This is a genomic window from Klebsiella sp. LTGPAF-6F (assembly GCF_001753185.1).
GTDB classification, from domain to species: Bacteria; Pseudomonadota; Gammaproteobacteria; order Enterobacterales; family Enterobacteriaceae; genus Klebsiella; species Klebsiella michiganensis.
The window spans coordinates 115,051-127,944 of the sequence record NZ_CP017450.1 but is presented as its reverse complement, the minus strand read 5'-3'; the positions used below and the strand labels follow the sequence as shown (position 1 = coordinate 127,944).

11 protein-coding genes are annotated in these 12,894 nt (G+C 58.1%); 8 read left to right on the top strand and 3 right to left on the bottom strand.

Annotated elements, in window-relative coordinates; genetic code table 11:
* Nucleotides 1-34 precede the first annotated feature (34 nt).
* Nucleotides 35-2,467 (bottom strand): bifunctional aspartate kinase/homoserine dehydrogenase II, encoded by a 2,433-nt coding sequence (locus tag BJF97_RS00585; RefSeq protein WP_032693282.1) that lies wholly within the window; start codon nt 2,465-2,467, stop codon nt 35-37.
* Between the two features lie 2 nt (nt 2,468-2,469).
* Nucleotides 2,470-3,630 carry a cystathionine gamma-synthase gene (metB, locus tag BJF97_RS00580; RefSeq protein WP_014227429.1) on the bottom strand — a complete coding sequence of 387 codons (1,161 nt, stop codon included), beginning with the start codon at nt 3,628-3,630 and terminating at the stop codon, nt 2,470-2,472.
* Nucleotides 3,631-3,896: 266 nt separating this feature from the next.
* Here metB and metJ point away from each other — a divergent pair, with 266 nt between their 5' ends.
* Nucleotides 3,897-4,214 (top strand): met regulon transcriptional regulator MetJ, encoded by a 318-nt coding sequence (gene metJ, locus BJF97_RS00575; protein ID WP_004107547.1) that lies wholly within the window; start codon nt 3,897-3,899, stop codon nt 4,212-4,214.
* Between the two features lie 97 nt (nt 4,215-4,311).
* Here metJ and rpmE read toward each other — a convergent pair whose 3' ends face one another.
* Nucleotides 4,312-4,527, bottom strand: a complete 216-nt coding sequence (gene rpmE, locus BJF97_RS00570; RefSeq protein ID WP_004107543.1) for a 50S ribosomal protein L31 — start codon at nt 4,525-4,527, stop codon at nt 4,312-4,314.
* 230 nt (nt 4,528-4,757) lie between these two features.
* Between rpmE and priA the strand changes: the two genes are divergently transcribed.
* The 7 genes from priA to rraA all read left to right on the top strand — a co-directional run bounded on the left by priA (nt 4,758) and on the right by rraA (nt 12,852).
* Nucleotides 4,758-6,953 carry a primosomal protein N' gene (gene priA, locus BJF97_RS00565; protein ID WP_032693283.1) on the top strand — a complete coding sequence of 732 codons (2,196 nt, stop codon included), beginning with the start codon at nt 4,758-4,760 and terminating at the stop codon, nt 6,951-6,953.
* Between the two features lie 150 nt (nt 6,954-7,103).
* Nucleotides 7,104-8,132, top strand: a complete 1,029-nt coding sequence (gene cytR, locus BJF97_RS00560) for a DNA-binding transcriptional regulator CytR (protein ID WP_004856005.1) — start codon at nt 7,104-7,106, stop codon at nt 8,130-8,132.
* A 91-nt stretch (nt 8,133-8,223) separates the two neighbouring features.
* Entirely contained in the window at nt 8,224-9,192 is a 969-nt protein-coding gene (ftsN, locus tag BJF97_RS00555; RefSeq protein ID WP_071846047.1) for a cell division protein FtsN, read from the top strand.
* Between the two features lie 90 nt (nt 9,193-9,282).
* Nucleotides 9,283-9,813 carry an ATP-dependent protease subunit HslV gene (hslV, locus tag BJF97_RS00550; RefSeq protein ID WP_004107530.1) on the top strand — a complete coding sequence of 177 codons (531 nt, stop codon included), beginning with the start codon at nt 9,283-9,285 and terminating at the stop codon, nt 9,811-9,813.
* 9 nt (nt 9,814-9,822) lie between these two features.
* The gene (gene hslU, locus BJF97_RS00545; protein ID WP_004127247.1) at nt 9,823-11,157 is read left to right on the top strand and encodes an HslU--HslV peptidase ATPase subunit; all 1,335 of its coding nucleotides are present in this window, start codon (nt 9,823-9,825) and stop codon (nt 11,155-11,157) included.
* 190 nt (nt 11,158-11,347) lie between these two features.
* On the top strand, nt 11,348-12,274 hold the full coding sequence (menA, locus tag BJF97_RS00540) for a 1,4-dihydroxy-2-naphthoate polyprenyltransferase (RefSeq protein ID WP_032693284.1): 927 nt from the start codon (nt 11,348-11,350) through the stop codon (nt 12,272-12,274).
* Nucleotides 12,275-12,366: 92 nt separating this feature from the next.
* Entirely contained in the window at nt 12,367-12,852 is a 486-nt protein-coding gene (gene rraA, locus BJF97_RS00535; RefSeq protein ID WP_004127241.1) for a ribonuclease E activity regulator RraA, read from the top strand.
* The last annotated feature ends 42 nt before the right edge of the window (nt 12,853-12,894 follow it).

Genomic DNA, 12,894 nt, shown 5'->3' with positions numbered 1-12,894 from the left:
AAAGACCAGGCGTTGCCTGGTCTTTGATTTATGGCTACAGCAGCTGCGCCAGACGGTTGATATCCGACTGAATCGCCCCGGCGGTCACATCACGACCGGCGCCCGGACCGCGGATCACCAGCGGGTTATCGCGATACCAGCGGCTCTCGATAGCAAAGACGTTATCACACGGCAGCAGCGCCGCCAGCGGATGCTCTTCGCGCACCGCTTCAACGCCGACGCGGGCTTTACCGTTAGCGTCAAAGCGCGCGACGTAGCGCAGCACCAGGCCCATTTCGCGCGCCGCTTCCAGACGCTGCAGCATCTGCTCGTTCAGCGCTTCGCCGTTCTCGAAGAAGTGATCGACAGACCCCTCTTCGCAGTGGGCGGGCACCAGCGACTCAACGCGCACCTGGTCCGGCTCGATGTTGTAACCCGCCTCACGGGCCAGGATCACCAGCTTGCGCATGACGTCTTTCCCGGAGAGATCGACGCGCGGGTCCGGTTCCGTCAGCCCCTGCTGCCAGGCCTGATCGACGAGGTCTGTAAACGGCACGGTGCCGTCAAACTGCAGGAACAGCCATGAGAGGGTGCCGGAGAAAATACCGCTCAGCGCCAGAATGGTATCGCCGCTATCAATCAAATCGCGCACCGTATGGTTGACCGGTAAACCGGCGCCGACGGTGGCGTTGTACAGCCAGTGGCGCCCGGTCTTCTCGAACGCGTCGTGGATCTGGCGATACTTACTGCTGCTGCTGGCGCCAGCCAGCTTATTCGCGCTGATAACGTGGAAACCATGGCTGGCGAAATCGAGGTACTGGTCGGCCAGCTGCGCGCTGGCGGTTACGTCCAGCACCACTAAATCATCGTACGGATGCGCGCGCATCCACAGGAACAGCGACTCTTCATCCTGCTCAACGGCCTCATCATTAAAGAAAGCCAGCGCGCGACTGGCGTCAAGGCCTTCGTAATTAAGCAGGCTACGGCGACTATCCACGACCCCGGCAAGGATGAATTCAAACCCGGTGCGGGCGGAAAGCGTGGTCTGCTCGCGAGCGAACAGCTCCAGCCAGCGGGACCCGATATTACCTTTGCCAAACAGCACCAGGCCAATGCGTTTTTCCGCGCGGAACAACGACTGATGCAGCCCCTGAATAAGGCTTTCCGTCGGCCCGGCGCGCAGCACCGCGACCAGGCTGATGCCCTCTTCTGATTGCCAGGTAAACTCTACCGGCTGACCTTTCAGCTGCTGCCAGAAACGGTGGCAGTGCAGCGGATTGCGGGTCACGCCAGCGCCAACCATCGCCACCAGCGCCAGTTTCTGACGCAGGCGCAGCTCGCCCGGCAGCCCCGCTTCGTCCAGCAGCTTCAGCGCGCCGTCGGCCACTTCAGAGGTGTAGCAGAACTGCAGCAGCTTACGGTCGGCGTGTACGCCAACCGCCAGCGGACGCAGCTGGGCGCGTTTTAAAATAGCGTCCAGCTCCTTATGCGCCAGTTTGAAATCCTGACCGCCGGGTACCTGGAACTCAATCAGGCAGACATCATCATGGCTGGTCACGATACGCGCCCCGGTACCGGAAGCCAGCACGCGTTCGATGCGCGTTGAGCCCTGATCCGGGGTGTAGCTACAGCGTAATTGTAAATCGATATCGCTGCCGGAGACCGGCTGCAGCGTACGGGCATGCAGCACCGGCGCCGCCAGGCGGGCCAGTTCGCTGGCTTCATCCAGGCGCAGCAGCGGCAGCAGGCAGGCGTCTTTCACTTTACGCGGATCCGCGCTGTAGACCCCGGCCACGTCGCTCCAGATAGTGACGCGAGACGCCCCGGCCAGGGCGCCGATTTGGGTGGCGGAATAGTCGGAACCGTTACGTCCCAGCAGGACGGTTTCCCCGGCGTTGTTACGCGAAATAAAGCCGGTCACAACCAGACGCTTGTTCGGGTGCTGCGCTATCAGCTGCTGCAAAAGCGGATAGGATAAGCCTTCATCCACCTGCGGCTGCGCGGAGCGCTCGGCGCGCAGGAAGCTACGCGCATCCAGCCAGGCGGCTTCTACGCCAAGATGGTTCAGCACCGCCGCCATCAGGCGGGCCGACCAGACTTCGCCGTGACCGACGACTTCGGCGTATACCGCGTCGGTGACGCCGCCGTCAAGCAGCCCGGCAAGGCGCTCAAGATCCTGAATAAAGATGGCAATCAGCGTGTCGGCAGCGTCTGGTGACAGCAGTCCGGAGATGAGCTCCATCTGATAACGACGGAGCGATTGTTGCACCTGATGCGCAGAAAGGCGATCGGTCTGGCTGAGCTTCAGCCAGCTGATCAACTGGTTGGTGGTACTGCCGGCGGCAGAGACGACCATCATGTCGCCCGCCTGCGAATACTCCGTCATAATACCCGCGACGCGCAGGTAACATTTCGCATCCGCTAAACTACTCCCACCAAATTTGTGCAGCTGACGACCCTTCGCCCCTGCCTGCGCAATCACACTCATGTTTATTCCTCGTTTGCTGCCCGGAAGCCATTTTCCAGGTCGGCAATTAAATCTTCACCATCTTCAATACCGGTCGAAATACGCAGAAGCGTTTCTGAGATCCCGGCGGCCGCACGCGCCTCAGGCGCCATGCCCGCATGGGTCATCGTCGCTGCGTGGGAAATCAGACTTTCCACGCCGCCCAGCGATTCCGCCAGCGTAAACAGCGATAACCCGCTCAGGAAACGACGCAGCGTCTGCTCATCGCCATCCAGTTCGAAGCTTAACATCGCCCCAAAACCTTTTTGCTGACGCGCCGCAATCTCATGCCCCTGGTTTTCCGGCAGGGACGGATGGTACAGTTTTTTCACCAGCGGCTGGGATTTCAGATAGTCGACAATCGCCAGCGCGTTACGCTGCGCCACTTCCATACGCGGAGAGAGCGTACGTAAGCCGCGCAGCAGCAGATAGCTATCAAACGCTCCACCGGTAACGCCGATATTATTCGCCCACCATGCCAGTTCGGTGACGGTCGCCGGATCTTTAGCGATCACCACCCCGGCCACGACGTCAGAGTGGCCGTTCAAATATTTAGTGCACGAATGCAACACCAGATCGGCGCCCAGCGCCAGCGGATTCTGCAAAGCCGGGCTCAGGAAGGTGTTATCAACCACGCTGACCGCTCCGGCCTCACGCGCCAGACCGCAGATTTTCGCAATATCCACAACTCTCAGCAATGGATTACTTGGGCTTTCGACCAGAACCAGCTTCGGTTTTTCCGCCAGCGCGGCGCTCAGCGCCTGCTCGTCGTTTTGATCGACAAACAGCACGCGATAGCAGCCGCGCTTCGCCAGGCTGTCAAACAGGCGGTAGCTGCCGCCGTAGCAGTCGTGCGGCGCCACCAGCAGATCGCCCGGTTTCAGAAATACGGTGGTGACCAGCAAAATGGCCGACATGCCGGTATTGGTCAGAACCGCCCCCGCGCCGCCCTCCAGCTCCGCCAGCGCACGCTGCACCACATCACGGGTCGGGTTACCGCGACGAGAGTAGTCGTGGGCGCGAGGTTCGTTAAATCCGGTGAAATTATAGGTGCTGGAGAGATGAATGGGCGGGACAACGCAACCGTACTGCTCGTCGTCATTTAAACCGCTACGCACTGCGATGGTGGCCTGTTTACGCGTCATGTTGGGGAGTTCCTGGGCTGAGTCGGTGAAAAGTCAGGCTTCAGAGTAATCATTGTTATAATAGACGTCAATACATCTGGACATCTAAACTTCTTTGCGTATAGATTGAGCAAACTGGAAATAGCCGTTAAAATTATATGCATTAGCGCACATCCGTAGCGGCTTGTTTGGTGCCAGACGCGCCCCTCTACGGTAAACTACGCGCAATTATGGCCAGGACTCGCGTTCAGGCCCTTAACTAATGAATAGAGGATTAAAGGTAACTCATGGCTGAATGGAGCGGCGAATATATCAGCCCATACGCTGAGCACGGTAAGAAGAGTGAGCAAGTAAAAAAAATTACGGTTTCCATTCCTCTGAAGGTGTTAAAAATCCTCACCGATGAACGCACGCGTCGTCAGGTGAATAACCTGCGGCACGCGACTAACAGCGAACTGCTGTGCGAAGCGTTCCTGCATGCCTTTACCGGTCAACCGTTGCCTAACGATGAAGACCTGCGTAAAGAGCGCAGCGATGAAATCCCGGAAGCGGCGAAAGAGATTATGCGCGAACTGGGCATCGACCCGGATACGTGGGAATACTAAAACCATAAAAAAGGGCAGAAGAAATCTTCTGCCCTTTTTTCTCGCGTTTAGCGCAAGAGAAACAAAAAAGCCGCCCTGAGGCGGCTTCTTCAGCAAATTACTTGCTGGTACCCGGTACGCTGAAGCGCTTGTTGAAGCGGTCAACACGGCCACCGGTAGCAACATCACGCTGTTTGCCAGTGTAGAACGGGTGGCATTTACCGCACACGTCGAGGTTCAGGTCGTGACCTACGGTAGAACGGATTTTCATGACGTTACCGCAAGAGCAGGAAGCAGTAACTTCTTCGTATTTCGGATGAATATCTTTTTTCATGGGAGAACCTCAGTTAAGGCCGCGTCGCTCTTCCAGCCCTAACGCCAGACACCACGCGATGTTAATAATTCCCGGAGCGATTACACTACCGGGTAATAGATTTTGATGTCGCACAAAGCGCATCAAAGGCGGCGAATCATACAGAATTTGACCAGCATATGCAAACTGATCCGCGAGCCCTTATCACAATGTGTATACTAACCCGCCAGATTTCAAGTCAGGAAGATTAAATGCCCGTCGCTCACGTTGCCCTGCCCGTTCCGCTGCCCCGCACTTTTGACTATTTGCTGCCTGAAGGTATGCCGGTCAAAGCGGGCTGTCGCGTGCGCGTTCCGTTCGGCAAGCAGGAGCGGATAGGTATCGTAACGGCGGTCAGTGAGCGCAGCGAACTGCCGCTCGACGAACTTAAGCCGGTGGCCGAAGCCCTCGACGCCGAGCCGGTCTTCTCCGCTTCGGTCTGGCGGCTGCTGCTGTGGGCGGCGGATTACTACCATCATCCCATCGGCGATGTGCTGTTTCACGCGCTACCGATCGTGCTGCGCCAGGGGAAGCCCGCCAGCGCGGCGCCAATGTGGTACTGGTTTGCCACCGAACAGGGGCAAGCGGTTGATATCAACAGCCTTAAGCGCTCACCGAAACAGCAGCAGGCGCTGGCTGCGCTGCGTCAGGGCAAGATCTGGCGCCATCAGGTTGCCGAACTCGAATTTAACGACGCCGCCCTGCAGGCGCTGCGGGGTAAAGGCCTGGCCGAACTCGCCAGCGAAGCGCCCGCGATCGCCGACTGGCGCACGGGCTTCTCGGTACCCGGCGAGCGCCTGCGGCTCAATACCGAACAGGCCACCGCCGTGGGCGCGATTCACAGCGCCTCGGACAGCTTTTCCGCCTGGCTGCTGGCCGGGATCACCGGTTCGGGCAAAACGGAAGTGTATCTGAGCGTCCTTGAAAACGTACTGGCGCAGGGGCGCCAGGCGCTGGTGATGGTGCCGGAGATCGGCCTGACGCCGCAGACTATCGCCCGTTTCCGCCACCGCTTTAGCGCCCCGGTGGAAGTGCTGCACTCCGGACTGAACGACAGCGAACGCCTCTCCGCGTGGCTAAAAGCCAAAAACGGCGAAGCGGCGATTGTTATCGGTACCCGCTCGTCGCTATTTACCCCTTTTAAAGACCTCGGGGTCATCGTCATCGATGAAGAGCACGACAGCTCTTATAAACAGCAGGAAGGCTGGCGCTATCACGCCCGCGATCTGGCGGTCTGGCGCGCCCACAGCGAACAAATTCCAATTATCCTCGGCTCGGCGACCCCGGCGCTGGAGACGCTTCATAACGTCCGCCAGGGCAAGTATCGCCAGCTGAAGCTCACCAAACGAGCGGGCAATGCGCGCCCGGCTCAGCAGCACGTTCTGGATTTAAAGGGCCAGCAGCTGCAGGCCGGACTGTCTCCGGCGCTCATTGGCCGCATGCGCCAGCATCTGCAGGCCGATAACCAGGTGATTCTGTTTTTGAACCGCCGCGGCTTCGCGCCAGCGCTGCTGTGCCACGACTGCGGCTGGATAGCGGAGTGTCCGCGCTGCGACAGCTACTACACGCTGCACCAGGCTCAGCATCATCTGCGCTGCCACCACTGCGACAGCCAGCGCCCGATTCCGCGCCAGTGCCCCTCCTGCGGCTCAACGCATCTGGTACCGGTAGGTTTGGGGACCGAACAGCTTGAGCAGGCGCTGGGACCGCTGTTTCCCGATATCCCGATTTCCCGTATCGACCGGGATACCACCAGCCGCAAAGGCGCGCTTGAGCAATATCTTGCCGACGTCAATCGCGGCGGCGCGCGCATTCTTATCGGCACCCAAATGCTGGCGAAGGGGCACCACTTCCCGGCTGTCACCCTGGTTTCCCTGCTGGACGTTGACGGCGCGCTGTTTTCCGCCGATTTCCGCTCGGCGGAGCGCTTCGCTCAGCTCTACACGCAGGTTTCAGGCCGCGCAGGCCGGGCGGGCAAACAGGGCGAGGTGATCCTGCAAACCCACCACCCGGAACACCCGCTGTTGCAAACGCTGCTTTATAAAGGATACGACGCGTTTGCCGAGCAGGCGCTGGCGGAACGGCAAAGCATGCAGCTGCCGCCGTGGACCAGCCACGTGCTGATTCGCGCCGAGGATCATAACAACCAGCAGGCGCCGCTTTTTTTACAACAGCTGCGCAACCTGCTGCAGGCCAGCCCGCTGGCCGATAAGAAACTGTGGGTGCTCGGGCCGGTTCCGGCGCTGGCGCCAAAGCGTGGCGGCCGCTGGCGCTGGCAAATTCTCCTCCAGCATCCGTCGCGCGTTCAGCTACAGCATATCGTCAGCGGAACGCTGGCGTTGATTAACACGCTGCCGGAAGCGCGAAAAGTGAAATGGGTTCTGGACGTCGATCCTATTGAAGGTTAAGGCTTCTCTTGCGAGGCGGATCGAAAAATTCAACCATCGTCACGTTTTTCATGAAAATTCTGTAACTCTCTGGATGTACTATCTGTTAAAAATGTTGCTGATGTCAGAACGCCAGGGATGTGTCTGCGCCAGTCAGCGAGGAGAAATCAGGTGAAGCCCAAAAAACAGGTCGTTGCCGCCACTATGAAAGACGTTGCCCAAAAGGCAAACGTTTCCACGGCAACCGTATCCCGAGCGTTAATGAATCCCGATAAGGTTTCGCAGAGCACCCGTAACCGGGTCGAGCAGGCCGCGCTGGAAGTCGGCTATTTACCGCAATCGCTCGGGCGCAATATGAAGCGCAACGAGTCACGCACCATTCTGGTGATTGTGCCGGATATCTGCGACCCCTTTTTCAGCGAGATCATTCGCGGTATTGAAGTCACCGCGGCGGAACAGGAGTACCTGGTGCTGATTGGCGATTGCGCCCACCAGAACCGTCAGGAAAAGACCTTTATCGACCTGATCATTACCAAGCAGATCGACGGTATGCTGCTGCTTGGCTCCCGTTTGCCCTTCGATGCGGGCGTAGAGGAGCAGCGCAATCTGCCGCCGATGGTCATGGCCAATGAATTCGCTCCCGAGCTTGAGCTGCCGACGGTGCATATCGATAACCTCACCGCCGCCTTTAACGCCGTTAACTATCTGCACGAGCTGGGGCATCGCCGCATCGGCTGTATCGCCGGCCCGGAAGAGATGCCGCTGTGCCATTATCGCCTGCAGGGCTATGTCCAGGCGCTGCGTCGTAGCGGGATAACCGTCGATCCGCACTATATCGCCCGCGGCAATTTTACCTATGAAGCCGGCGCCAACGCCCTCGAACAGCTGCTGGCGCTGCCGGTACCGCCGACGGCTGTTTTCTGCCATAGCGATATTATGGCGCTGGGGGCATTATCGCTGGCGAAACGTCGCGGCCTGAAAGTTCCTGAAGATCTGTCTATTATTGGTTTCGATAACATCTCTTTGTCTGAATTTTGCGATCCGCCATTGACGACCGTCGCGCAACCACGTTTTGATATTGGCCGCGAAGCGATGCTGCTTTTATTGGATCAACTGCACGGTCACAGCGTCAGCAGCGGTTCACGATTACTCGACTGCGAGCTTATCGTTCGCGGCAGTACGCGAAAAATCCGAACATAACCTTCAGGCTTTCGGGCCTGCCCTTCTGGTCAAAGGCCCGCCGCTTAAGTAACATGGCGGGCTGAAAAACGAATAAGACAGCGAAACGATAGTGGCACAACGAGATTATGTACGCCGCAGCCAACCGGCTTCTTCGCGGCGCAAAAAGAGCAATACCCGAAGCTCAAGGAACAAGCAAGGCGGCCTTTCGGCGGTTTCACCGACTATGGTGGCGATCGCTGCGGCAGTGCTGGTGGCCTTTATCGGTGGACTGTACTTCATCACGCACCACAAGAAAGAAGAGGCTGAAGCGCTGCAAAATCGCCAGGCCGCTGGCAACGGCCTCCCGCCGAAGCCGGAAGAGCGCTGGCGCTATATTAAAGAGCTGGAGAGCCGTCAGCCCGGCGTTCGTGCGCCTACGGAACCCACGGCAGGCGGCGAAGTTATGAAGCCGGAGCAGCTGACGGACGAGCAGCGCCAGCTGTTGGCGCAAATGCAGGCCGATATGCGTCAGCAGCCTACGCAGCTGACCGAAGTGCCGTGGAATGAACAAACCCCGGCGCAGCGCCAGCAGACCCTGCAGCGTCAGCGTTTAGTTCAGCAGCAGCAGCTCGCGCAGGTGCAGCAGCAGACACAGACGCAGGTACAGCAACCGCGAACCCAGCCGCGGGCCGTCGAGCAGCCGAAACCGGTGCAGCAGCCGCCGAAGCAAACGGCGTCGAACCAGCAGCCGTATCAGGATCTGCTGCAAACTCCGGCGCATACCAGTACCGCGCAGCCTAAAACCCAGGCCGCCGCGCCGGTAACCCGCGTTGAAGAGGCGCCAAAAACCGCCGCCGCGGAGAAAAAAGACGATCGCAGCTGGATGATCCAGTGCGGCTCCTTCAAAGGCGCTGAGCAGGCGGAAACCGTGCGCGCGCAGCTGGCGTTTGAAGGCTTCGCCTCGCATATCACCACCAATAACGGCTGGAACCGCGTGGTAATTGGGCCGCTGAAAGGCAAAGAAAACGCCAGCAATATGATTGAACGGCTGAAAATGGCCGGACACGCAAACTGCATTCGTCTCGCCGCCAGGGGTTGAAACCCTCAAAATCCCCCCCATCTATAATTGCATTCTGCCCCGCGTAACCGCGGGGCCCCTATTCCGCTTTTGCAACCAAGGGGTCTGCTCGTGACTACAATTGTAAGTGTTCGCCGTAACGGCCATGTCGTTATTGCCGGTGATGGCCAGGCCACGCTGGGCAACACCGTAATGAAAGGCAACGTCAAAAAAGTGCGCCGCCTGTACAACGACAAAGTGATCGCCGGCTTTGCGGGCGGCACCGCTGACGCCTTCACGCTGTTCGAACTGTTTGAACGTAAGCTGGAAATGCATCAGGGCCACCTGGTAAAGGCCGCCGTTGAGCTGGCGAAAGACTGGCGTACCGACCGCATGCTGCGCAAGCTGGAAGCGCTGCTGGCCGTGGCTGACGAAAACGCATCGCTTATCATCACCGGTAACGGTGACGTGGTGCAGCCAGAAAACGATTTGATTGCTATCGGCTCCGGCGGTCCTTACGCCCAGGCCGCGGCTCGCGCCCTGCTGGAAAATACCGATATGGGCGCACGCGATATCGCAGAGAAAGCGTTGAATATTGCAGGTGATATCTGCATTTATACCAACCACTTCCATACCATCGAAGAATTACCGTCTAAAGCGTAAGGATCTCCCATGTCTGAAATGACCCCACGCGAAATTGTCAGCGAACTGGACAAACACATTATCGGCCAGGACGCAGCCAAGCGCTCCGTCGCCATCGCTCTGCGTAACCGCTGGCGTCGTATGCAGCTCAACGAAGAGCTGCGTCACGAAGTCACGCCCAAAAACATTCTGATGATCGGCCCGACCGGCGTCGGTAAAACGGAAATCGCCCGTCGTCTGGCAAAGCTTGCCAACGCGCCGTTCATCAAAGTTGAAGCGACGAAATTCACCGAAGTGGGCTATGTTGGTAAAGAAGTGGACTCCATCATCCGCGATCTGACCGATGCGGCGATCAAAATGGTGCGCATGCAGTCCATCGACAAAAACCGCTATCGTGCGGAAGAACTGGCGGAAGAGCGCATCCTTGACGTGCTGATCCCGCCGGCGAAAAACAACTGGGGCCAGGCTGAACAGCCTCAGGAACCGTCCGCCGCGCGTCAGTCTTTCCGTAAAAAACTGCGCGAAGGTCAGCTCGATGATAAAGAGATTGAGATCGATCTCGCTGCTGCGCCGATGGGCGTTGAAATCATGTCCCCTCCGGGCATGGAAGAGATGACCAGCCAGCTGCAGTCCATGTTCCAGAACCTGGGCGGCCAGAAGCAAAAACCGCGTAAGCTGAAAATTAAAGACGCGATGAAGCTGCTGATTGAAGAAGAAGCGGCGAAGCTGGTCAACCCGGAAGAGCTGAAGCAGGATGCCATCGACGCCGTTGAGCAGCACGGTATCGTGTTTATCGACGAAATCGATAAAATCTGTAAGCGCGGCGGCAACTCCTCCGGCCCGGACGTATCCCGCGAAGGCGTACAGCGCGATCTGCTGCCGCTGGTTGAAGGCTGCACCGTCTCCACCAAGCACGGCATGGTGAAAACCGATCATATTCTGTTTATCGCTTCCGGCGCGTTCCAGGTAGCCAGCCCGTCTGACTTAATCCCGGAGCTGCAGGGTCGTCTGCCGATTCGCGTTGAGCTGAAAGCGCTCACCACCCACGACTTCGAGCGCATCCTGACCGAGCCGAACGCGTCCATCACCGTGCAGTATAAAGCGCTGATGGCCACCGAAGGCGTCAATATCGAGTTCACGGAAGATGGCATCAAGCGTATCGCTCAGGCCGCGTGGCAGGTCAACGAGACCACCGAGAACATCGGTGCGCGTCGTCTGCATACCGTACTGGAGCGTCTGATCGAAGACATCTCCTACGATGCCAGCGAAATGAATGGCCAAACCGTCACCATCGATGCGGAATATGTCGGTAAGCATCTGGATGTTCTGGTGGCAGATGAAGACCTGAGCCGTTTTATCTTATAATCCGGTTCAATATATTTTCATCACTATAGATGGGGCTATAGATACCCTAAATAATTCGAGTTGTGGGAAGGCAGCCGTTGGCTGAGGGCCCTCATTTATCCCGGCAGTGCCTGGGGTGAATGCGCGTCGCCAACGCATCTGCAGCTTGAAGTATGAAGGGTAGAGCCCCATTTTTTATTGGCCGGGACTTATGACCGAACACGCTATCACTCGCACCCAGGCCTGGCTGGAAAGCCTGCGCCCCAAAACGTTACCTCTGGCCTTTGCCGCCATTATTGTCGGCTCCGCGCTTGCCTGGCATCAGGGCAGCTTCGATCCCTGGGTTGCCCTGCTGGCCATCATCACCGCCGGTTTATTACAAATCCTCTCCAATCTGGCCAACGATTATGGCGACGCGGTAAAAGGCAGCGATAAACCTGACCGTATCGGCCCCCTGCGCGGGATGCAGAAAGGGGCAATTACCCAGGCGCAGATGAAACGCGCGTTGATACTCACCGTAGCGCTGATTTGCCTTTCTGGCCTGGCGCTGCTGTTCCTGGCCTGGCAAACCATGGCCGATTTTATCGGTTTTATGGTGCTTGGCGGGCTATCGATCGTGGCCGCCATTACCTACACCGTCGGCACTCGTCCTTACGGCTACATCGGCCTTGGCGATATCTCCGTGCTGGTGTTCTTCGGCTGGCTTAGCGTGGTCGGGAGCTGGTACCTCCAGGCGCACAGCGTTGAAGCGGTTATTTTCTTACCCGCCACCGCCTGCGGCCTGCTGGCAACGGCGGTGCTGAATATTAACAACCTGCGTGATATCAACAGCGATCGTGAAAACGGTAAAAACACCCTCGCCGTGCGCCTGGGGCCGGTTAACGCTCGCCGCTACCACGCCTGCCTGCTGTTTGGCGCGCCGCTGTGCCTGGCGCTGTTTAACCTTCTCTCGCTGCATAATCCGTGGGGTTGGCTGTTCCTGCTGGCAACGCCGCTGCTGGTCAAACAGGCGCGTTATGTGATGCGCGAACGCGACCCTGTCGCCATGCGTCCAATGCTCGAAAGAACGGTTAAAGGGGCGCTGCTGACCAACCTGCTGTTTGTTATCGGAATTATTTGCAGCCGGCTTGTGGGTTAACTGACAAATATCAATTAACAATTGATGATTTTGCCAACAGTACGATTCACGCGATATACTGAAAATTCTCGCAGCAACTGAACGTTAAGCCTATGAAATACGATACTTCCGAGCTTTGTGACATCTACCAGGAGGATGTCAACGTCGTGGAACCTCTGTTCTCCAACTTTGGGGGGCGCTCGTCGTTTGGTGGACAAATCATCACGGTAAAATGTTTCGAGGATAACGGGTTGCTCTACGATATGCTCGAACAGAACGGCCGTGGCCATGTCCTGTTGGTTGACGGCGGTGGTTCCGTTCGACGCGCATTGATTGACGCTGACCTGGCGCGTCTGGCCGTACAAAACGAGTGGGAAGGGCTGGTCGTCTATGGCGCTGTGCGTCAGGTTGACGATCTGGAAGAGCTGGATATCGGCATCCAGGCGCTGGCGGCCATCCCCGTAGGGGCCGCAGGTGAAGGTATCGGCGAAAGCGACGTGCGCGTCAACTTCGGCGGCGTCACCTTCTTTTCCGGCGACCATCTCTACGCCGATAATACCGGGATTATCCTCTCCGAGGATGCCCTGGATATCGAGTAGCGTCCCGCCCATAAAAAAGGCCTTCTCTCTGAGAAGGCCTTT